This is a genomic window from Schaalia sp. ORNL0103, assembly GCF_019429565.1.
Lineage (GTDB): Bacteria > Actinomycetota > Actinomycetes > Actinomycetales > Actinomycetaceae > Pauljensenia.
This window is the reverse complement of the sequence record NZ_JAHXSA010000001.1, coordinates 1,652,031-1,671,389: the sequence shown is the minus strand read 5'-3', so window position 1 is coordinate 1,671,389 and position 19,359 is coordinate 1,652,031. Positions and strand designations below refer to the sequence as shown.

The 19,359-nt window shown below is 66.2% G+C and carries 21 protein-coding genes; 10 read left to right on the top strand and 11 right to left on the bottom strand.

From position 1 onward, the window contains the following. Positions 1 to 79 precede the first annotated feature (79 nt). Positions 80 to 988, bottom strand: coding sequence for a cytochrome C oxidase subunit IV (locus tag JJJ16_RS07295; protein ID WP_219751921.1), 909 nt, complete (start codon positions 986 to 988; stop codon positions 80 to 82). Positions 989 to 1,087: 99 nt separating this feature from the next. Between JJJ16_RS07295 and JJJ16_RS07290 the strand changes: the two genes are divergently transcribed. Further along, entirely contained in the window at positions 1,088 to 1,456 is a 369-nt protein-coding gene (locus JJJ16_RS07290; protein ID WP_219751920.1) for a sterol carrier family protein, read from the top strand. 30 nt (positions 1,457 to 1,486) lie between these two features. On the opposite strand, the gene JJJ16_RS07285 is transcribed toward JJJ16_RS07290, so the two are convergent. Continuing rightward, positions 1,487 to 1,765: a DUF4235 domain-containing protein gene (locus tag JJJ16_RS07285; RefSeq protein ID WP_003790859.1), complete on the bottom strand. Its 279-nt coding sequence runs from the start codon at positions 1,763 to 1,765 to the stop codon at positions 1,487 to 1,489. 141 nt (positions 1,766 to 1,906) lie between these two features. Here JJJ16_RS07285 and JJJ16_RS07280 point away from each other — a divergent pair, with 141 nt between their 5' ends. Continuing rightward, positions 1,907 to 3,199, top strand: coding sequence for a hypothetical protein (locus JJJ16_RS07280; RefSeq protein WP_219751919.1), 1,293 nt, complete (start codon positions 1,907 to 1,909; stop codon positions 3,197 to 3,199). Between the two features lie 26 nt (positions 3,200 to 3,225). Here JJJ16_RS07280 and JJJ16_RS07275 read toward each other — a convergent pair whose 3' ends face one another. Beyond that, positions 3,226 to 4,545 carry a DUF4921 family protein gene (locus JJJ16_RS07275; RefSeq protein WP_219751918.1) on the bottom strand — a complete coding sequence of 440 codons (1,320 nt, stop codon included), beginning with the start codon at positions 4,543 to 4,545 and terminating at the stop codon, positions 3,226 to 3,228. A gap of 19 nt (positions 4,546 to 4,564) precedes the next feature. After that, a complete protein-coding gene (locus tag JJJ16_RS07270; RefSeq protein WP_219751917.1) occupies positions 4,565 to 5,443 on the bottom strand; it encodes an aldo/keto reductase in 879 nt (292 codons plus the stop codon). Between the two features lie 146 nt (positions 5,444 to 5,589). Between JJJ16_RS07270 and JJJ16_RS07265 the strand changes: the two genes are divergently transcribed. The 5 genes from JJJ16_RS07265 (at position 5,590) to JJJ16_RS07245 (ending at position 11,304) form a co-directional block, all read left to right on the top strand. Beyond that, positions 5,590 to 6,414, top strand: coding sequence for a hypothetical protein (locus tag JJJ16_RS07265; RefSeq protein WP_219751916.1), 825 nt, complete (start codon positions 5,590 to 5,592; stop codon positions 6,412 to 6,414). A 392-nt stretch (positions 6,415 to 6,806) separates the two neighbouring features. Then, the gene (locus JJJ16_RS07260; protein ID WP_034465196.1) at positions 6,807 to 7,415 is read left to right on the top strand and encodes a PadR family transcriptional regulator; all 609 of its coding nucleotides are present in this window, start codon (positions 6,807 to 6,809) and stop codon (positions 7,413 to 7,415) included. Continuing rightward, the gene (locus tag JJJ16_RS07255) at positions 7,412 to 8,149 is read left to right on the top strand and encodes an ABC transporter ATP-binding protein (RefSeq protein WP_034465194.1); all 738 of its coding nucleotides are present in this window, start codon (positions 7,412 to 7,414) and stop codon (positions 8,147 to 8,149) included. Before JJJ16_RS07260 ends, JJJ16_RS07255 begins: the two co-directional genes overlap by 4 nt. A gap of 20 nt (positions 8,150 to 8,169) precedes the next feature. Continuing rightward, positions 8,170 to 10,872, top strand: coding sequence for an ABC transporter permease (locus tag JJJ16_RS07250; protein ID WP_219751915.1), 2,703 nt, complete (start codon positions 8,170 to 8,172; stop codon positions 10,870 to 10,872). A gap of 9 nt (positions 10,873 to 10,881) precedes the next feature. After that, a complete protein-coding gene (locus JJJ16_RS07245; RefSeq protein WP_034465192.1) occupies positions 10,882 to 11,304 on the top strand; it encodes an RNA-binding S4 domain-containing protein in 423 nt (140 codons plus the stop codon). Between the two features lie 128 nt (positions 11,305 to 11,432). Here the strand turns inward: JJJ16_RS07245 and JJJ16_RS07240 are convergent, their stop codons facing one another. From JJJ16_RS07240 to JJJ16_RS07215, 6 genes are all read right to left on the bottom strand, one after another. Beyond that, positions 11,433 to 12,146 carry a hypothetical protein gene (locus JJJ16_RS07240; RefSeq protein ID WP_219751914.1) on the bottom strand — a complete coding sequence of 238 codons (714 nt, stop codon included), beginning with the start codon at positions 12,144 to 12,146 and terminating at the stop codon, positions 11,433 to 11,435. Beyond that, entirely contained in the window at positions 12,143 to 12,463 is a 321-nt protein-coding gene (locus tag JJJ16_RS07235) for a small transmembrane and glycosylated protein (RefSeq protein ID WP_225905022.1), read from the bottom strand. The genes JJJ16_RS07240 and JJJ16_RS07235 overlap by 4 nt, the downstream gene beginning before the upstream one ends. A gap of 84 nt (positions 12,464 to 12,547) precedes the next feature. Further along, on the bottom strand, positions 12,548 to 13,240 hold the full coding sequence (locus JJJ16_RS07230; protein WP_219751913.1) for a hypothetical protein: 693 nt from the start codon (positions 13,238 to 13,240) through the stop codon (positions 12,548 to 12,550). Then, positions 13,237 to 13,800 carry a DUF2510 domain-containing protein gene (locus tag JJJ16_RS07225; protein WP_219751912.1) on the bottom strand — a complete coding sequence of 188 codons (564 nt, stop codon included), beginning with the start codon at positions 13,798 to 13,800 and terminating at the stop codon, positions 13,237 to 13,239. The genes JJJ16_RS07230 and JJJ16_RS07225 overlap by 4 nt, the downstream gene beginning before the upstream one ends. Before the next feature lie 45 nt (positions 13,801 to 13,845). Beyond that, complete coding sequence (locus JJJ16_RS07220; protein ID WP_219751911.1) at positions 13,846 to 14,562, bottom strand: hypothetical protein; 717 nt, start codon at positions 14,560 to 14,562, stop codon at positions 13,846 to 13,848. Further along, entirely contained in the window at positions 14,559 to 15,047 is a 489-nt protein-coding gene (locus tag JJJ16_RS07215; protein WP_219751910.1) for a DUF2510 domain-containing protein, read from the bottom strand. The genes JJJ16_RS07220 and JJJ16_RS07215 overlap by 4 nt, the downstream gene beginning before the upstream one ends. Positions 15,048 to 15,157: 110 nt before the next feature. Between JJJ16_RS07215 and JJJ16_RS07210 the strand changes: the two genes are divergently transcribed. From JJJ16_RS07210 to JJJ16_RS07200, 3 genes are all read left to right on the top strand, one after another. After that, the gene (locus tag JJJ16_RS07210; RefSeq protein ID WP_219751909.1) at positions 15,158 to 16,732 is read left to right on the top strand and encodes an aspartate:alanine exchanger family transporter; all 1,575 of its coding nucleotides are present in this window, start codon (positions 15,158 to 15,160) and stop codon (positions 16,730 to 16,732) included. Between the two features lie 18 nt (positions 16,733 to 16,750). Further along, the gene (locus JJJ16_RS07205; protein WP_219751908.1) at positions 16,751 to 17,272 is read left to right on the top strand and encodes an NUDIX domain-containing protein; all 522 of its coding nucleotides are present in this window, start codon (positions 16,751 to 16,753) and stop codon (positions 17,270 to 17,272) included. Positions 17,273 to 17,382: 110 nt separating this feature from the next. Next, positions 17,383 to 17,814, top strand: a complete 432-nt coding sequence (locus tag JJJ16_RS07200) for an Ohr family peroxiredoxin (RefSeq protein WP_219751907.1) — start codon at positions 17,383 to 17,385, stop codon at positions 17,812 to 17,814. Positions 17,815 to 18,021: 207 nt separating this feature from the next. On the opposite strand, the gene JJJ16_RS07195 is transcribed toward JJJ16_RS07200, so the two are convergent. Next, positions 18,022 to 19,326, bottom strand: coding sequence for a M18 family aminopeptidase (locus JJJ16_RS07195; RefSeq protein WP_219751906.1), 1,305 nt, complete (start codon positions 19,324 to 19,326; stop codon positions 18,022 to 18,024). Positions 19,327 to 19,359: the final 33 nt, after the last annotated feature.

Below are 19,359 nucleotides of genomic sequence, written 5' to 3'. Positions count from 1 at the left end.
ACACCGAGCAGCCCGGCCCAGCAGGCGGTCGGGCGTGACAGCGCCCGGAACACCAGCGGCCTCCGCTGTAACGGCGTGCCTACAGCTTCTCTGCCAGGCCCTTCTTGACGGCGCGGTCGCGCTGGTAGCGGAAGACTTCGAGGAAGATGCCGCCGAAGAAGATCAGCGCGATGGCGGTCCATACGCCGGGGGGAGCGTCGCGCCCGTACATGAGGAAGTACACGTAGGGGGCCAGGAAGGTCACGGAGGCGGTGATGGCGCCGACGACGCGGTGCCAGAGCTTTTGCCCGGCGACCATTTCGATGAGGCCCCACGTGTAGGGGATGGCGGTGATCATGTCGATGGCCCACAGGACGCGCCAGTCGCCCCGGAAGTCGGGGACGTACATGACGGGCAGGGCTCGCGCCATCGAGTAAACGAGCACGACGACGTAGGCGATGAATTTGGGGTTGCGGCACAGCCGGAGGAACGCTGAGCGTTCGATGATGGAGGCGCCGACGGCGCGCGAGGCGTGGGTGGCGTGTGACGAGGTCGTGAGCGTGTCGAGTCCGGCCATGGCGACGCGCATGAATTCGCGTTGCTCGTCGGTGCCGGCCGCCCAGTGCTCCAGCAGCTCGAGGGGGGACAGGGCGATGGGGGTGTAGCCGTCGCGTGGCTGGCCGGCCTCGTGGACGAGGTCGTCGCCGAGGGCTTCGCGCAGGCGGGCAAGCTGTTCGGTGGGGATTTCAGCGATCCACAGGCGGACGCGGCGTTGGATGGCGTCGTGGAGTTCGTGGGAGAGCGCGTGTCCTGCGGCGGAGTGGGGGGAGAAGCCTTCGGAGGCGATGTCTGCGAGGGCTCCGGGATATTCGACGATGCGGGTCGTGAGGTCGCCGGCTCGGTCGACACCGGAGACTTTAATGATGGTGGCCGCGTCCCACTGGTAGCTGCGTGCGATCTCGATGTCGAGGATCGAACGTAGCGTAATCAGGGAAGCTATGTCGGTCACGGGTGGCCTCTCGTCGGAAGTGATGTATCCATTGTGCCTGACAAGACGGTCGGAATGCACGCCCGAGGGCGGGGTGGCAGCGCCGCGTAGAATCGGGGTATGGCGAAACGACGGATTGACCCCGGTGAGGGGATGGTGGCGCTGCGTTCGTGGCGCGATGCCGTGGAGCGCGGCGAGGAGCCTGCGCGCGCGGTTGTGTTGACGGCGGTGCGCTTCACCCTCGAGGAGCTCGGCATCTCGCATCCGGGCCGTTCGGTCGAGGTGCGTGTGCCTCCCGCCGGCGCCGTGCAGATCCTGCCGGGGACGACGCATCGGCGCGGTACGCCGCCCGCCGTCGTGGAGACCGACGCGCGCACGTGGCTGTCGCTCGCGTGCGGGCTTCTCACGTGGGACGAGGCCGTGGCCGCCTCCCGCGTCAGCGCGTCGGGGGAGCGTACGGACCTGGGGCCCCTCCTGCCGCTCGTGTGATCGTAGGGGAGGGGCGCCGGTCTGCGGCGCTCAGGCCTCCAGCTGGGGCACGCCGAAGCGAGCCTCGAGCTTAGGGGCAAGCCACTTCTGCGAGCCCTTGTACGCATAGCGCTGGGCGACGGCCGCGATGGCCGCGGAGGTGGCTGCGAAGAGGACCAGCGAGGCGATGGTGACGTCGTCGGAGTCTTCGGCGGGGATGGGGCGTCCGGTGGCGACCTTCCAGCCGGCTTCGAAGACCTTGGAGGCGGCGAAGGCCGCTCCGGCGATGACGGCGGTTGTGGCGAGCTTTTCGATGGTGGCTGAGTCCATGGTTGCCTCCTGGCGTGGGGGTTGGTTGTCCCTGTGCGCGTGCGCACGCTTCCATGATGCCCCACGCGGCGCTCTTGCGCGAGGCCCACAGGCGCCCTGTCTTATGCTTGAACGGTAGTGTTCCCGTCTGAAGGATTCCTTATGGCTCGCGCCCGCTCTGTTTTTGCGTTGTCTGCCCTCCTTGTTGCGGCGACGACGGTGGCGGCTTGTACGCCGTCCGTGTCCTCGAGTGCGCCTCGGGATCCGTTTGCGTCGCCGATCGTTCCGGGCCAGAGTGCGCGCGCCTCGTCGAGCACGGCGGGGCATGGGACGATCGACGCTCCGACTCCTCGTAGCGGTTCGGGCACGGTGACCGTCGCCCTGGTGGGCGGCGCGCAGCTGCCGATGGAGACCGCGCAGGAGTTCACGAAGGCGACGGGCTTTACGGTTGCAGTGGTGCCGGTGGATGGCGTGGATGCGCTGTCGAAGGCGGGCGCGGACGTGGTGCTCGGCCTGGACGGCGCGGATGCCCTGCAGGCGAGCGCGGCGGGCACGATCGCTGCGTCGGCGCCTCAGGATACTGCGACGCTTGCCGGCACGGTCGTGGATGGTGCCGCTGCGGCGATCGCCTACGGGCGCGACGACGTGTGCGTCATCGCCGACAAGTCGTGGATGAGTGCGAATGGCCGCCCGCTGCCGACCTCGTTCGGCGATCTGACTTCTCCCCGTATCCGCGCGCTGCTGACGGTCCCGGACCCGGCCTCTTCGTCGGTGGGCCGCGCCTTCGTGCAGGAGGCAGCCGCGCAGACGGGCGAGGGGTTGGGTTCTTTCGCGCAGTCCCTCAACCCGCGTGTGGATTCCTCCCTGGGTGGCACCATCGCTGCGTGGACGGCCGGCGCGCACGTGTCCGAGGGGTACCTGTCCGAGGTCGTGGGAGCCTCTGCGGGTTCTTCCGGCGCGTATCCGCTGATCGTTGCCCCGCGTTCGCTGGCGGCCGCTGCGGCGACGAATACGGGAGCTGATTCCTACGGCACCGCGATCTCCTCGACGTGCATCGCCCGCATCATGTACGCGGCCCCCACGTCCTCGCCCGCGTCGGACGGCGCAGAGTCCCTGATTGCCTGGCTGCAGGGTGAGACCGCGCAGCGCTCCTTGGCCACGACGGGCGCCGTCTACCCGATCGATGGTGTGCTCGCCGCCGACACGGAGGCCGGCTGGCTGATGGGCATCACCGGCGATCCGATCGTCGCCGACGAGACCGTCGGTTCCCTCGACGCGATGAGCGCGTGGCTGGCCACGTGGACCTCGGCGCTGGCCTCCCCGGCGCCGGCCACGCCGAGTACTCCCGATCCGGTGACGGATCCGGGCACGCAGGACGTCGAACCGGAGCCGGCTCCCGCGGATAACCCTGCGACCGACACGGGATATGAGGATTCGAGCGACGACGCGGAGTAATCCCCGCCGGACGCATTCCTGTGGAGTCAGCCTCGCAGCATTGCGGGGCTGACTTTGCATTCCTCTCCGATGCGCATGGGGGCGATGAGGCCCGCTTCGCGCAGCTCGAGGAGGCGCGGCACGGTGCGCTCGACGACCTTCCACGGGTCGATCGTGTTGAGGTAGATGCGCGTGCCACCCTCGAAACCTGCGAGCGTCGAGATGCGCCACTTGAGCAGGATGCGCCAGCGCATGGGTGTGGACACGGTGGGCGGGCGGTGGTACCACTCCTCGTTGGCGGGCACCTCCACGCCCGTCGCAGCGTGCGCGGCGTGCAGGATGTCGGAGATCCCCCGCATGGCCTCGGGGCTGACCTCCCACGGGTTTTTCGGCTCGCCCAGGGGCCAGATTGCGATGCCGGGGAAGCGATGCCCGAAGCCAGCCAAGGCGACGGCGTGCTCGTTCTGGGCGATGAGGAGCTTGCGCGTGGCCGCGACCGTGAAGATCTGGTCGTAGATGTCGGGCTGGGCGCGCAGGCGCTCCAGCTCAGCCTCGGTCTGCACGGACATGTCGTCGATCGCGACGAGCTGCTTGTGCAGGTGGTCGAAGGACGCGCCCGCGGGGCGCAGCCAGTTCTGGAATGTCGCTACGTAGCGGACCGCGGGATCCAGGTCGTACAGGTCGCGCATCGAGCGGGCCGTGTAGGCGGTGTACTGCTCGTGTTCCTCGGGGGTGAGGGTGCCGGACCCGGCCAGCTGGTGGGCCTCGGTGGCGCCGTCGACGAAGTGGCGCTTGCCGATGATCAGGTCGTGCCCGCCGGAGAAAAAGCCGTTGGCGGCCTGCAGGCGCGCGGTCTCGCTGGTGGCTGCGAACTCGCCTTCGCTCATGCCCGAGGCCAACATGCGCGAGCGAACGACGTTCATGACGTGCTCGTAGCCCGCGTCCGAGGCCAGGTAGTGGGCCATGCGGCGACGGTCGTCCTCGGAGGGGACGTGCCCGTGGTTGAGATGCCAGTAGTTGTAGGAGACGATCTCGAACAGGTTAGGAATGCGTCGGAATTCGGCGACCGTTTCGCCGAGCTGATCGGCGCCGAGGGCGTCCAGCTGCTCCCAGGACCCGTCCTCGTGGCGCACTAGGCGCGACTTTTCGGGCGGGGTCTCGAGGTAACGGCCGGAACAGAACGCGCAGTGGTGCCCGTCAGCCTCGTGGTTGATCGGGTTGTGGTCCGTGTGCGGCGCGGTCAGAGGCCGGTTGCCGCGGCCCGGAACGGTCCACACCTCTGTACCCGTGAGGAGGTTCTGCTGTTTGACGGTGCCATCGGCCAGTCGAACGATGGCGCGGTCGGCGCGCGTGAGCTTGGAAGCCATACCTGTATCGTACCCGTCCTCAGAGTCGGTCCATGGTGGCCGGATGCGATCCCATGCGACCGGACTCGCCCGCGTCGAGAGCGTCGATGCGCGCGGTCTGTTCGGGATCCAGCGAGAAGGAGAACACGTCGAAGTTGGCGGCCATTCGTTCGCGGCTCAGGGTCTTGGGGAAGACGACGTGGCCCCGATCCAGCGCCCAACGTAGCGCGACCTGCGTCGGGCCCACGCCGAGCTCGGCGCCGATTTCGACGAGCACCCGGTCGGTGACCGCGCGTCCGCGCGCCAAGGGGGACCATGCCTCGAAGACCATGCCGAGCCCCTGTGCGTAGGCGCGCAGGTTGGCGTTGGGGAAGAAGGGGTGGGATTCAACTTGGAGGACGTGCGGGGCGACCGTCGCGACCGCGCGGACGGCCTCGACGTGCTCGCGCTCGTAGTTCGACAGGCCGATCGCGCGTGCGCCGCCTGCGTTGAAGGCGTCCTCGAGGGCGGGCCAGGGCAGGGCGACGTCGCCCCCGTAGAGCGTGGGCAGTGGCCAGTGCACGAGGAGGAGGTCCACGTAGTCGGTGCGCAGGTCCTCGAGGGAGCGTCGGATGGATGTGGCTGCCCGATCGGGCTCGTGGTTGGAGTTGTCGACCTTCGTCGTGACGAACAGGTCCTCACGCGCGATGCCCGATGCCTCGAGCGCCGCCCCGACCTCGGCCTCGTTGCCGTACATCTGAGCGGTGTCGATATGACGGTACCCGACCTCGAGGGCGCGGCTCACCGCGTCGTACGTATCCTCGGGCGCGACCTTGTAGGTGCCGAAACCGAGCACGGGGATGGGTGATCCCGTCGGGAGCATCAAGGTCGGAATCGGGGACGAGGCCGGGGCGTGGCCTGCGGGAAGCGGGGTGTTCATCGGTGAATCCTCCTAGTCGTTCCCAGTGTAGCCTCCCGCACGCGCTGCGGTCGCCGTCGTCCGCGGGCACGGTCGGTGCGCATGTCGTAGCGTTGTCCTCGTTTCAAAGCCGTGCGCGGCGACGACCTGAGAGCACAGGAGGAATCATGATCAATGCCTACGAGACGGAGGACGGCGTCGTCTTCGATATGAGCGGGCTCGAGTGCGAGGCGCTGCGCTCATACGCCGACGGACTCCTGACTGACCCCGAGCATCCGTTCGTTGAGCTGCTGCGCAGCCAGGGCCTCGTCGTTGGTGATACTCCCGTTCCGCACCTCGCTGCTCTCCTTCAGGCGTTCTCGCAGGCGACGAAGGTGCTGACCGCCTGGGTCGTCGCTCCGGCTGGGTGCCGGCGATCCACCTTCTTCGTTGGCCCGCGCTCCGTCGCGGTGTTGCGCTGCGATGATGGGGGTATGTACGGCGGCGAGGAAGACATGCTGTCGGTGTGGGCGATTGATGTTGCGCAGCTGAGGGAGATGTTCCTCGAGCTCAGCGCCTTGGGAGAGCCGTCGGGCGAGGGGATTGTGCCGACGGCGGTGCCCGAGGTGATCTTCACTGCCCTGGAACGGGGTGACGTCCCACAGATCCTCCTGCAGGTGCCGAGGGTTGCTCGCGAGATCGCCGAGGTGATCGATGCCGAGGTCGACGAGGCGACGGGAGCATTCTGGGCGGACGTTGCGGACGAGGCGTGGGTCGGGCTCGCTGTGCGGGTCGTCGATGCGGTGTCGTACCCGAGTCTGTCGGGCGAGAGCTGGCGATTGCTCGCCACCAGCGAGGAGGTCTGCGAGGTGCTGGCCGGCATTGAATTCACCGAGCTGTACCCCGACGAGGTGCCCTTGCTGGCGGATAAGGATGGCGAATTCTGGGCGGCTGTTGCGCCGTCGTCGCCGGAGGTGCTCTGGGAAGATATCGAGGATGTTCTCTCCGAGTAGTCCAACTCCTGAACCGCAGATCTCACAGTCTGAGAACGTCGGGTGACAAATTATTTCTGTCCTGGCGGTCAGTCGGCCTGTTTGCGGTGTTTTTCCCGGTTTTGGACGCTCGCTGTCCTCTCTTTTGAGGGGTCTGACCGCGTGAGTAGAGAAGCGCTGAAATGTCGCTGAAAAACCCTTGAATGGTGTCTGCAATGTGGTTGACACTTAAATTGGTATAACGGTCAATATCTGTGATATAGCGCGAAAATTCGGGGACTCCTGTCTAACCATACGGTAGGCTTTATGTTAGGTAACCCACCGTGAATTCCCCGCTCTAAGAGCAAAATTCGCGTACGATAGATACTGTTCAACCACGATCGTCTACACGTCCAGACAACGAACGGAGAGTTATGTCGGTTCGCAATGCCCTGCTGGCGCTTGTTGCGCAGCAGCCCGCCGGTGTCTACCGCCTGAAGCAGATGTTCGAGGAGCAGACGTGCGGAGCATGGCCGCTGAATATCGGCCAGGTCTACCAGACGATGCAGCGCCTCGAGCGCGACGGCCAGGTTGTGTCTCACGCTGAGACCAATGCCGGCCGTGATTCCGAGGTCTTCGAGCTGACCGATGCCGGTCGCGACGTCCTCAACGCCTGGTGGTCCACCCCTGTTCCCCGCGAACACCCCGAGCGCGATGAGCTCGTCATGAAGCTCGCCGTGGCCGCCGCCGACCCCACGGTCGACGTCGAGGCCATGATCCAGACCCAGCGTCGCTCGACCCTGGGCTCCCTGCGTGACGTCACCCGCCTGAAGGCTTCGGCCGACGAGGGTGAGCTCGCGTGGAAGCTCATCCTGGAGCGTCACATCTTCGACCTTGAGGCCGAGCTCAACTGGCTCGATCACATCGAGTCCGGTGCTGTTTCCGAGGCCGCTCGTCGCGCCGCCTTCGCTGCCGCGAAGGGTCGCTCGATGAACTGGGCTCAGACGGAAGCCGGCATTTCGGAGCGTGCCGGGGTGCGATGAGCCAGCCTGTGCCGCTACCGATCAGGATGGCGGGTGTCGGACATGAGTTCGGCGCCGACGGCGTCCGAGTGAGAGCGCTCGACGGGATCGACCTTGAGGTCGCCCCCGGCGAGCTTCTCGCTGTTATGGGCCCCTCTGGATCCGGCAAGTCGACTCTACTGTCGATCGCTGGCGGACTGGAGCGTCCGACGCACGGAAGTGTCTTTATTAACGGCGTCGATATGGCCACGATGGATGCGGCTCACCGTGCTGAGGTGCGTCGCCGGTCCATCGGTTACGTCTTCCAGGACTACAACCTGATCCCGTCCCTGTCGGCCCTCGAAAACGTTGAGATGCCGCTGCAACTGGACGGGGTTAGCCCGTCGAAGGTGCGCGAGGCCGCCATGGCTGCCCTCGAAGAGGTCGGCGTTGCCGAACTCGCGGATCGCTTCCCCGAGCGTCTGTCGGGTGGTCAGCGTCAGCGCATCGCGATCGCCCGAGGCCTCGTGGGTAACCGCTCGGTCATTCTTGCGGATGAGCCGACGGGCGCGCTGGACTCGCACACCAGCGACCAGATCATGTTGGTGTTGCGTGACCACATTGATGCGGGTGCAGCCGGTATCCTCGTTACTCATGAGGCCCGAATGGCCGCATGGGCGGACCGCACAGTCTTCCTCCGCGACGGTCGCATCGTCGACCGCTCGCGCGGAGACTCACTGAGGGATCTGCTGGCTGACACTGCACCAAGGATCTGATGAGTCGACTCAACACACGAATGAGGCGATGGGGACTAGTACTCCGCATCGCCTCTCGTGATGCGCGCCAAAGCCTGGGGCGCACGCTGACGGCGGTTTTTCTCATCTCGTTGCCGATCATTATCGCGATCGGCTCGATCACGTTCTGGGACGTGACGACCTCTCAGCGCTACCAGGCAGCGTCGTGGCTCGGCCACCGTTCCGACGTTCAGGCGGTCACCTTGCACCGCTCGTCGACGGCCATCGAGCAAGACATCACCGCTGACTTTCTGTCGAAGACGGCCTCTGATGAGGAAGTGACGGTTACCCAGAGCACCCTCACCAACTGGGTGCCGGCGGGGGACCAACTGATCGCCGTCGACACCCTCTACCAGCTCCACCTCACGACGCAGGACGGAACGGGGTACACGGTTGACTCAGGCACCCAGACGGCCACGCTGGATGCCCCACGCGTGAATGCGGGTGGAAAGAGCGGTGCGCTCGCTGCGAACCACGCCGTCATTTCGGACGAGGTTGCGCGGGCGCTCAAGGCCGAGGTGGGCGATACACTCACGCTGTCGCTGACTGTTGCCAAGGATCGCACCACTCAGGCCCTCACGGGAAGCGTCGTCATTGACGAGATCATTCCCGGTACGAATCGGGCGATTGTCGGTGACGGCACGCTCGAGATTGACCGTCTCGCGGTGGCGGGACGCACGCAGACGGCCTGGTTCGTCACCGGCCCGACTCCGGTGACCTGGGACCATGTTCGTCAGATCAACCAGTCGGGATTCTCCGTTGTCTCGCGACAGGTACTCGCTGATCCGCCGGACGTTTCGGCTCTGCCTGCCCAGTTCGCTCAGTACGAGGTCGACCAAAACAATCGGGCTACTAATCCCTGGCAGTACCTTCTGCTGGTCGCAGGCATCCTCCTCATCCTCACCGAGATGATCCTGCTCATCTCGCCGCTCTACACCGTCGCGCAGCGATCGGTCATGCGCACGGCAGCCATGATCGTCGCCAACGGTGGCGACCAGTCCGACGGTCGTCGCCTGACGATCGCCCACGGCCTCGTCATCGGCCTGTATTCGGGGCTTGTCTCCGTCGCGCTGTCCGCGTGCGGCATGGTGGGCATCGGTGTCTGGTCGGGCCTCGGCATCGGCATCGTGCCGTGGTGGCCGCTGGCCCTGTCGATGCTCCTGCCGATCCTGCTGTCCCTCATGGCGTCCGTGTCGCCGGCGCACACCTCGTCGCGCATCAACACGTCCGCGGTCATCGGCGGGCGCGTGTGGGAGCCCTCCCGCCTCGTGCGTCGTCGCATGATATACCCCCTGGCGCTGCTGGCTGGACTCCCGCTGCTGGGGATTGCCGCCTGGCGCGGGTGGGTGCTCGCCCTCGTTGTTGGTGTCGGTCTACTCGAGGCCGGCCTCATTGGGTCGATCCCCTACATCTTCACCCGCTGGCGCGCGCCCAATCGTCGCGCGTCGATGAGCATGCGCCTGGCGCTTCGCGACGCCGTGCGTAACGGCCACCGGACGTTCCCCGCCATGGCCTCGATCCTGACGACCGTGTTCGTCGCCTGCGGCCTGCTCATCACGCTGTCCTCGTCGAACGAGGCCGGCTGGAACTCGCGCCCGCACGCGGGACAGCGTGGGCAGGTCTTCCTCTCGACGGTCGATAAGACCGATTCGGTGACGCGCACCCGTAACCTTCTTCAGTCGGCCCAGCAGGTCGTCGACGGGGAGCGCACGGTCACCTCCAGCACCATCATGAACGGCATGGCCTGGAATAGTGGCCCTGGTGGCCCGGAGACGATGGTCGAGGCCGTCAACCCCATCGACAAGTCCACGTTCACGATGCACACCGAGATGGGCACGATGGCGGAAATCGACGTTGCCTACATCGTCGACGACGGTACCTACCTGCGCGAGGCCGGCTATCTGAACGAGGACGACATGGTCCGCGCGATCGCCACCCTGAAAGCCGGGGGCGTCCTCGTGCCCGACCCGAAGCTGATCAACGGCGCCGGCCAGGCGGACCTGCGTAGCCTCGACATGTCGGCAATCGCCGCAGCCAAGGCCGCTGGCGCATCCGACGACGACCTACCGGACGCCCACGTGCAAAGGACGATGACCTTCCCGGCCTCGCCCCTCACGCGCATCAACGTCATGGTCCTATCCCCGCAGGCCTCCGAAGCCCTCGGCCTGCGCGCCGTGCCCCTCGGCGAGCTCCTCACCGTCGAGAAGCCGGTGAACCCGGTGGACGCGCCCACGTTCCAGACGACGATTGCGCGCCAGGTCCCCGGTGCCTCCGCCCAGGTGATCGCCCCGACGATGCGGTCGCTGGTTCTTCCCTACGTTGCCGCCCTGATTGCTGTCGTCGCGGCTGCGGCGACGGTTGCCCTCGTGGTGGCGCTGTCTTCCTCGGATATGCGCCCGGACCTCGACACCCTCGATGCGATCGGTGCTGCTCCCTCGATGCGCCGCCACGTCACTACGTGGCAGGGTGTGGTGCTTGCGCTCAACGCGATTCCGACGGCTGTGCTCTCTGGCCTCATTGTGGGCGTGCTGGCCGTCATCACCTTCGCGAATTCGGGGATTTTCCCGACGTTGACGACGACGTTGCGCCCCATCGTTCCTTGGGGAGCCCTGCTGGGCATGCTGATCGGCATGCCGATCCTGTGCGCCCTCGTTGCGATCATCCTGACGCCCCGCCACCAGAAGCGCATCCGCCGCATCAACTAGGCGGTCGCGATGAGTGAGACCCCCGAAGAAGTCGTTATCCCCGCGGGTGCCCTCGCCTCGTCGGCCGTGCGCGTCGATACGTGGCTGTGGGCGACCCGCCAGCTCAAGTCCAGGTCGCAGGCGACGGCTGCCGTGCGCGCTGGGCATGTGCGCGTCAACGGCGAGCCCGTCAAGGCCGCCTACAAGGTGCGAGTCGGCGACGAGGTGCGCCTGCGCATCGAGGGCTTCGACCGCATCCTGGGGGTCAACCTGCTGCTGAACAAGCGCGTGTCCTACCCGCAGGCGCGCACGGCCTACGACGATCGCACGCCCGAGCGCCCGCGCGTGCACATTCCCGTCGCCATGCGTGAGAAGGGGAGCGGGCGCCCCACGAAGAAGGAACGGCGAGAGCTGGATCGGCTGCGCGGATACGACTCACACGAGCACTACTAAGCGCCTGAGCGAGGCCGTGGCGGGGCTGCGCGGCAATGTGGACCGCGCTCCTACCGCTCGTGAATGCACGTGGTCCCGCCGCCCGGAATGGGGCGACGGGACCAGTATGTTCGATCAGAGTGCCTGGCTCACGCGTTCGGGAAGTACTTCGTGACCGCGACCTTGTAGTGGGAGCCCCAGCTCGGGTCGTAGGGTGTCGTGAACTCGAGGGACACCTTCTCGCCCTTCGTCATTGTCGCCGTCGCGACGTCATCGATGACGTGATCGGGGGTACCGACAACAAACATCGAATCATCAAACGAAATCTGCAGCGTCAGGTCGGTCGTTGGGAAGGCCTCGAGCTTGGTCTTCGTCGTGTCGCTGACGGGTGAGATGTCCACGGAGCAGTGCAGTGTGGTCTGAGCGTCGTCCAGCGCACAGGTGGGCTCCACCTTGAACGCGTCCTTGGCGTCCTGGAACTTGAGCAGCTGGACGGCGTCAACGCGGTCCTTGCACTCCTTCTTCACGGATTCCTGAGCTTCCGGGGACATCCTGTCGTACTTGGAGTACAGCTCGTCGACCTTGTCGACGTTGTCCGGGGTCACCTGCTCGCACCAGGCCGGGGCGGCGAGGGCGGCGGTCTGCTCCTTGATCGTCTGGATCTCATCCTTCATGTCCTTCTCCGCCTTCGTCTTCTGGACGGCGAAGGCGAACAGGGTGGTCGTCGCGATGACGAGGACGAGGAGGAGAACGAGCGCGACGCGGTTGAAGATCGACAGTCCCTTGCTCTTCGGGGCCTTGGTCGCGACCGTCACGGGAGCCGGGGTGGTTGCCTCGGGCGTGGGGATGTTGTTGTCACTCACTTGGCGGCCTCCTGCGCTTCCTGAAGCTCCTGCTGGACGGTGCTGAGCTCTTCCTGGGTCTCGGTGAGGTCCTTGCTCTTCAGGGAGTAGATGCCGGCAGCCATAAGGGTCGTAATGGCAAAGAGGACGACGAGGACCGACGTGATGACGGCGATCGCAATCTGCCCGCCCGTCGCGCGCGGGCGCGGGGCAGTCAGCGGGGTGAACGTCGGCGTGGCCGCCGCGACCGCGGGGCTCGGTGCCGCCGGCACCTGACCGGCGGGGGAAATGGGGGAGCCAGCCGCTTCTTCAGGCAGGCCGGGGGTGGGGGTGCTCACGGGGAGACTCCTTTCACTGTGTCTCCCCAATTCTATACGAGTTGAAAAAATTGGATTTGCTGCGGTGATGGGATTCACCGCGCATCACAGGTTGGAGGGCCACCAGCTGGTCATCGTCGCACCGCACTCGGTCTTGTCGGTCATCGCGGGATCGTACGGAATCGACAGCGTGAAAGTGGCGGGCGAGCCGGGCGTCAGAGTGATCGTTGTCGTGCCCTGGTACGGCGAGCCGGGGCTGGGGTTCTTACCCTTGTCCGCGGTAAACCCGTTGATCTCCACATCGAGTGTGCCCAGCGACGCGATCTGGGAAGAGTCCTTGAGGGTGAGCGTTCCGTTCACCGTGGTCGTCACCTGGTCGGTCGTGCATTCGCCCACCGCGATGGAAAAGTCAGCGTCCTTGTTGGTGCGGTAGACCTGCGCGAGGGTCTCCTTGGCTGCACACTGTTCGTGGATCGCGTCCTTGGTGGCCTGAGTCGCCGAATCGTAGGTCTTGAGCGAGTCTCGGATCGACGCGGCGGATTCGCGCGTGATCGAATCGCACCAGCTCTCGGCGTCCTTGCGCACGGTGGCAGCATCCAGCGCGGCCTTTGCCTCCGTGATCTGTTGATCGACCGTGGCCTTGTCGGACTGGGCCTGCTCAGCCTGTGCCTCGTACGTGGATGCAGAATGCGTGCGCCACGCGTTGATGCCCCCGACGATGGCTGAGAGGACGATGAACGCCGTGGCGAGGATGGCGCCCGCGACGGTTGCGGCACGCAGGGGTGCGGGAGCGCTCACTTGGTGGCCTCCTGGAGCTGCTGGTTGATGGACTCGAGCGTCGAGCGGGCCGTGTCGAGCTCGTTCTGGGCGGTCTCGGCGCGGCTCTTCGCGTCCTCCTGGATGCGGCCGCTGGCCCCCAGGTGCGACCAGGCAATGACGAGCACGGTAATGAACACCGCGACGAGCACCCACGATGCTGCGCATGCGAGAACCCACTTGAGCGTTCCGCTCTTCTCGGGTGCGTCCGCCTCGTCGCTGTCTTTTTCATCGCTGGGGGAGCCGGGCATCGGAATCGGCGCGACCGGTGCCTCCGCTACCGACGAGGCTGGGGTGACCTCCTGCGGGAGGGAGGCCTCGGGCATGGGGATAGGTGTACCGGCGGAAGTGGCGGCCCACTCCTCGGTGGACGAAGCCGGGAAGGCCTCGTCCACCGCCGGAACTGCGACCTCAACCTCCTGAGGAGAGGGCACCTGTGCCTCGTACGGCTCGACGTAGTCCGTCCATGCGTGGCCGTCCCACCAGCGCAGTTGATTTGCGCCACTGGGATCGGCGTACCAGCCTTCCGCGGGTTCACTCATCGGGGTTCCTGCTCTCGTGTTGGGAGATCGCTGTGGATGTGGGGCTTACAGACCGGTGGGCCAGATACTCACCGGTTCGATCGAGCAGTGCGTCTCGTTGCCCGAGATCGGCATGGATGTGGACAGGGGACCCGACCCGCTCGAAGGAACGGTGGCGGTTGCTGTCCCAAGCGGAGTATCGGATTTGGTGATCGCGTGATCGGCTGCGAACACGTTGTAAGTAACATCCATGCTGCCATACGCCAGGAGCGAGGGAGCAGTAATTGTGACAGTGGCCGTAATCGTCATCGTCTTGCCGTCTTTCTGGCAATCGAGGCTCGAGGGGGTGATCATTTCGGTATTTGCTTTTGCGTCTTGCGCGAAAGCTTCAATGAAGGCCTTTTTCTGGGAACAGAGATTATCGACTGCGTCGCGCGTGGGTTGATTCATCGACTTGAGGGCGCTTCCCTGACTGCGAAGCTTCGTCTCCGTTGCATTCTCACGGGTGACGTCATCGCACCACTTCTGAGCCTCTTTCTTCCCCTTGGCCGCGGCGATCTGCTCCTTAGTGGATGTGATTTCGCTGTCGATTTCCACGGTCTTAGCGTCCGCGGACTGGATCTCAGCCCGCATATCCTCGATCTCCTGCGCCTTCGAGCGAGCGCTGACGTACATGGTGGCGCTCATAAGGAGGAAGATGACGGCGAGAACCGAGCAGATGATCGTCAGGATCTTAGGAAGGCCGGAGGGCTTCTTCACCTGGGGCTGGAATCCGTTGCTCACTTCTGTGCCTCCTCGAGTTCTTCCTTCACATCGTTGAGTTCATCCTGTTTATTGTCGAGGCTGATCTTTGTGGAGTTGCGCTGCTCCTGCACGTCGCGCCACTCGACGTTCTGAGCGCGCAGATGCATGCCCGAGTACACCATCGTGCCGAAGAAAACGACCATGAGGAGAACGGAGACAATAGTGCCGATGACCCATCCGCGACCGCTCTTCGGAGCGGCGTCTCCCGCCTGCGGGTCCATTCCAGTGGCGCCCAGCTGCGGGGCAACACCCGCCGGATTGTAGGGGTCGGAGGAAACGGTCGGAGCCTGCGACTGGGCGGGCATGTACTGCCCCGCCGCCTGGTCTACGGGCATTTGCTGCGCGACAGGCGCTCCCTGCTGCGGCATATCGTGGAATTGTTCGGTCCACTCGCCGCCGTTCCACCAGCGAAGGCGCTGGCTTCCTGCGGGATCGGGGTACCATCCGGGTGCTGGTTGAGGCATGACCGTCCTTTCAGTTTCTGGCACCAGTGTAACCAATCCGTGAGGTTCTTAACGCAGGCAATCTGACAGTCGTGGGGAACGTCGGACGCATGACAGGTACTCTGAAAGCTATGGCCTCTCTTTTCGCGTCTTCACCCCTGCTCGCGCTGTTTGTCGTTGTTGCGTTGGGCGCGGCGATCGGGGCCATTCGGATCGGCCCGCTGCGCTTCGGAGCGGCGGGTGCGCTCTTCGTCGGCCTCATCGTTTCGGCTTTGCATCCCGAGGTTGTCAGCACCCACATGTCGATCGTCCAGCCGATGGGCCTGGCCTTCTTCGTGTATTGCGTCGGCATTTCCGCGGGCGCGACCTTCTTCCAAGATTTGCGTAAGCAGACGAACCTCCTCGCGTTGACGACGATCGTGTGTATTGTCGGCGCGGCTATCGCGCTCGCGGGCGGACGTCTCCTCGGACTGTCGTCCGGCCTGACTTCGGGCCTGTTCACGGGAGCTCTGACGGCCGCGCCCGCCCTCGATACGGCCACCCGCCTCACGGGAGATCCCCACGCGGCGGTCGGATACGCCTTCGGCTATCCGGTGGGCGTCATCGGTGGCATTCTCATTGTGACGATCACCGTGACGAGGAAGTGGGTCGGCCCCAAGGACACGCCCTCCCTGGCGGGTGCGTCCCTTGAGGCTGTCAGCGTGCACGTGACCAAGCAGATCAACACCCGTGACATTGATGCGTGGCGCGACCAGCGCGTGCGCCTGTCCTACCTGTGCCGCGACGGGCGCACCCGCGTCACCGCTCCCGGTGAGGACCTGCTGCCGGGCGACCACGTCGTCATGGTCGGCGATCCCGCGTCGATCAAGGAGACGGCACCCCTCGTCGGCGAGATCCTCGACCACAACCTCGAGGACGACCGTTCCGACCTTGCCTTCGAGCGCATCGTCGTATCCAACCCCGACGTCGCCGGCCGCAGCGTCTCCGAGCTCAACGTCACCAAGCGCTTCGGTGCCGTCATCACGCGCGTGCGCCGCGGTGACCTGGACCTCCTGGCGCGCGACGACCTTGACCTGCAGCTCGGCGATCACGTCGCCGTCGTCGTTCCCACGGACGAGCTCGACGACATTGCTGAGTGGCTCGGCGACTCCGAGCGCCGCGTCGCCGAGGTTGATGGCATGGCCTTCGGCATTGGCCTCGTCCTCGGTCTGCTCCTGGGTATCGTCTCCTTCCCGCTGCCCGGTGGCCAGGGCTTCCAGCTGGGCGCCGCCGCCGGCCCCCTGATCGTCGGCATGCTGCTCGGCGCACTGCGCCGCACCGGACCGCTCGTGTGGACCCTGCCCGCCGCCGCGAACCTGACGATCCGACAGATCGGCCTCATGCTCTTCCTCGCGGCCCTCGGCCTGAATGCCGGACCGCAGTTCGCGAGCCTGCTCGGCAGCCCTGAGGGTTGGCGCGCCGCGCTCCTCGCCGCCGTCATGGTTGTCGTCTGCTGCGTCATCCAGGCCCTCGGCGCAAAGTTCATCGGCCTGTCCTCCGCGCGCGCCGCGGGTGGCATTGCGGGCTTCCTCGGCCAGCCGGCAGTCCTGCAGGCCGCCGACGCCCGCGTCACCGACGAGCGCATCGAGGCCGCCTACGCGACCCTCTTCGCGTTTGCGATTATCGTCAAGATCCTGCTCCTGCCGCTCATCACCTCCTTCCTGTGAGCGCCGTAGACTAGGGCCATGGCTACCCCCGACTTCGTCCTCGAACTGCGCCGTCACGTCGGCCATGCGCCCCTGTGGATGCCCGGCACGACCGTCGTTATCGCGCGCCCCGCCCCCGGTCGGGCGGCGATCGACTGGGAGCACCCCATCGCTCCTGAGGATGTCGAGGTTCTCTGCGTGCGTCGCTCGGATAACGGCGCCTGGACCCCCGTGACAGGCATCGTCGACCCGGGCGAGGAGCCCGCGATCGCCGCCGCCCGCGAGGCCTTGGAGGAAGCCGACGTTCGCATCGAGGTGCGCCGCCTCCTGTCCGTCGAGGTCGTCGGTCCCGTCACCTACGACAACGGAGACGTCACCACCTACCTGGACGTCGCCTTCGCCGCGCAGTGGGTGAGCGGCGAGCCGAGCCCCGCCGACGGCGAAAACAGCGAGACCGTGTTCTTCCGCGGCGACCAGCTCCCTCCCATGAACGACCGCTTCCGCCGCGCCGTCGCCAAGGCGCTGAGCGCCCGCCCCGACGCGGACTTCCTCACCGCCTGACCTCGCGTGAGCAGAGGGGCGCGTCCCGGCCTCGTCGAGGTGAGCGCGAAAACGCTTGTGTTTGTGTCAAACCCCTTGCGGGACTGAAGTCCTAGTGGTGGAATGGGTGCATGGATACACCTAGCAAGATTGCATACTCCGTCACCGCCGACTCCACCGGTGGTCGCGCCGGCACCTCCTCCGTCCCCGCGCTCGGCATCAGCCACGTCATGCGCATGCCCAAGGAACTGGGCGGCCCCGGCGACGGCCCCAACCCCGAAGCCCTCTTCGCCATGGGCTACGGCGCCTGCTTCCAGGGTGCCATGGGCCTGGCCGCCAAGGAACTCGGTATCGACACCAAGGACTCCGTCGTGCGCACCACGATCGGCCTCGGCCCCGAGGGCGACTCCTTCGCCCTCACCGCCGACATTGAGGTCTTCATCCCCGGCGTCGAACTCGACCGGGCCCAGGCCCTCGTCGACCGCGCCCACCAGCTGTGCCCCTACTCCAAGGCCACGCGCGGCAACGTGCCCGTCACCGTCACCGCCGTCGCCAACCTCTGAGCGCACCCGATAGACACAAACCCCGGCCTCGTCACGATGGACGAGGCCGGGGTTGCTCTATGCGCTCAGGGCGCGGGCGTCAGGCTCCCTGCTGCGGGTGCCGCGCGCACGGCTTCGCCCTTTGGGCTCACCGCGCGCGGGCGTCAGGCGCCCTGGTGCGGGTGCCGCGCGCACGGCTTCGCCCTTTGGGCTCACCGCGCGCGGGCGTCAGGCGCCCTGCCAGTACGCCTCAAGCACCCGGGCTAGGTCGAGGAGATCATCCACGTGGCTCATCTCGCGCGCCGAGTGCATCGACAACAGGCCCACGCCCACGTCCACCGTCAGAATCCCCAGACGGGTCGCCGTGATCGGACCAATCGTCGTCCCGCACGGCATCGCGTTGTTACCCACGAATTTCTGCGAAGCGACACCTGCCGCCGCGCACGCGCGATTCCACAGGGCGATGCCCTCCGCGTCCGTCGCGTAACGCTGCTTCGAGTTGATCTTGACGATCGGGCCGCGGCCCATCATCGGGCGGTTATCCGGATCGTGGTGGCCCGCGTAGTTCGGGTGCACCGAATGCGCCGCGTCCGCGCTCACGCACGACGAGGCAGCGAGCATGCGCTCGAAACCGTCCTCGTCGCGGCCCAGCGCCTTCGCCGTGCGGCGCAACACCGTCTCCAGGATCGGGCCGGCCGCGCCCGTGCGCGACTCCGAGCCCACCTCCTCGTGATCGAAGCACATGAATACCGTGACGTCGCCGCCCGCGGGCGTCCCCTGCGCGGCCAGGCGCTCCAAGGCCACCAGACCCGGGTGCACGCTCGACAGGTTGTCCTGGCGCGAGGCCGCGATGAACTGGCCCTTATCGCCGAAGAAGCCCGGCCCCTGGCTGGGCGTGAGGATCAGGTCGAACGCCGCAACCTGCGACGCGTCGTCCAGGCCCGCTGTGCGCGCCACATACTCGAGCACGTTGCCGTACGGGTTATCCACCGTCCACACAGGGTGCAGGTGCTTCTGAGGATCCAGCTTCAGCCCTCCCGGATTCACGTCGCGATCCAGGTGAATGGCCAGCTGCGGGATGCGCGCAATCGGGCCCGTGCGAGCCAGGACGACCTCGCCACTGTTCAGGACCAGGCGGCCCGCCAGCGTCAGCTCACGATCCAGCCACGAGTTCCACATCATGCCGCCGTACACCTCGACGTCAATCTGACCCCAGCCATCCGGCGTCGTCGACTGCACCGACGGCTTCACCGACAACGCCGGCGAATCCGTATGCGCGCCCACGATGCGAAAGCCCGCGTCGTCAGCCACCGTCTCGGGAACAAACCACGCGGCCACCGCGCCGCCGCGCACCATCACGTGACCACCCGGGGAGGCGTCCCACGCGCCCTTCTCGTCGACGCGCGTAAAGCCGGCGTCCACCAGGCGCTGAGCCACGACCTCGGCCGCGTGATAGGGAGAAGGAGAATCAAGAAGGAAATGCTGATAGTCCACCGCGTTCGCGTGGACCTCGTCCAGTTCAAGCTGTGCCATACCTCAATGGTAGAACTCTCTGTGGGGCGAGGC

Bases quoted from the DNA above. Each gene is read 5' to 3' on its own strand.
- JJJ16_RS07285 (WP_003790859.1), bottom strand. From the start codon at position 1,765: ATGGACTCAGCCACCATCGAAAAGCTCGCCACAACCGCCGTCATCGCC.
- JJJ16_RS07290 (WP_219751920.1), top strand. From the start codon at position 1,088: ATGGCGAAACGACGGATTGACCCCGGTGAGGGGATGGTGGCGCTGCGT.
- JJJ16_RS07255 (WP_034465194.1), top strand. From the start codon at position 7,412: ATGAGCCAGCCTGTGCCGCTACCGATCAGGATGGCGGGTGTCGGACAT.
- JJJ16_RS07275 (WP_219751918.1), bottom strand. From the start codon at position 4,545: ATGGCTTCCAAGCTCACGCGCGCCGACCGCGCCATCGTTCGACTGGCC.
- JJJ16_RS07265 (WP_219751916.1), top strand. From the start codon at position 5,590: ATGATCAATGCCTACGAGACGGAGGACGGCGTCGTCTTCGATATGAGC.
- JJJ16_RS07245 (WP_034465192.1), top strand. From the start codon at position 10,882: ATGAGTGAGACCCCCGAAGAAGTCGTTATCCCCGCGGGTGCCCTCGCC.
- JJJ16_RS07205 (WP_219751908.1), top strand. From the start codon at position 16,751: ATGGCTACCCCCGACTTCGTCCTCGAACTGCGCCGTCACGTCGGCCAT.
- JJJ16_RS07215 (WP_219751910.1), bottom strand. From the start codon at position 15,047: ATGCCTCAACCAGCACCCGGATGGTACCCCGATCCCGCAGGAAGCCAG.
- JJJ16_RS07195 (WP_219751906.1), bottom strand. From the start codon at position 19,326: ATGGCACAGCTTGAACTGGACGAGGTCCACGCGAACGCGGTGGACTAT.
- JJJ16_RS07225 (WP_219751912.1), bottom strand. From the start codon at position 13,800: ATGAGTGAACCCGCGGAAGGCTGGTACGCCGATCCCAGTGGCGCAAAT.
- JJJ16_RS07280 (WP_219751919.1), top strand. From the start codon at position 1,907: ATGGCTCGCGCCCGCTCTGTTTTTGCGTTGTCTGCCCTCCTTGTTGCG.
- JJJ16_RS07250 (WP_219751915.1), top strand. From the start codon at position 8,170: ATGAGGCGATGGGGACTAGTACTCCGCATCGCCTCTCGTGATGCGCGC.
- JJJ16_RS07270 (WP_219751917.1), bottom strand. From the start codon at position 5,443: ATGAACACCCCGCTTCCCGCAGGCCACGCCCCGGCCTCGTCCCCGATT.
- JJJ16_RS07260 (WP_034465196.1), top strand. From the start codon at position 6,807: ATGTCGGTTCGCAATGCCCTGCTGGCGCTTGTTGCGCAGCAGCCCGCC.
- JJJ16_RS07210 (WP_219751909.1), top strand. From the start codon at position 15,158: ATGGCCTCTCTTTTCGCGTCTTCACCCCTGCTCGCGCTGTTTGTCGTT.
- JJJ16_RS07200 (WP_219751907.1), top strand. From the start codon at position 17,383: ATGGATACACCTAGCAAGATTGCATACTCCGTCACCGCCGACTCCACC.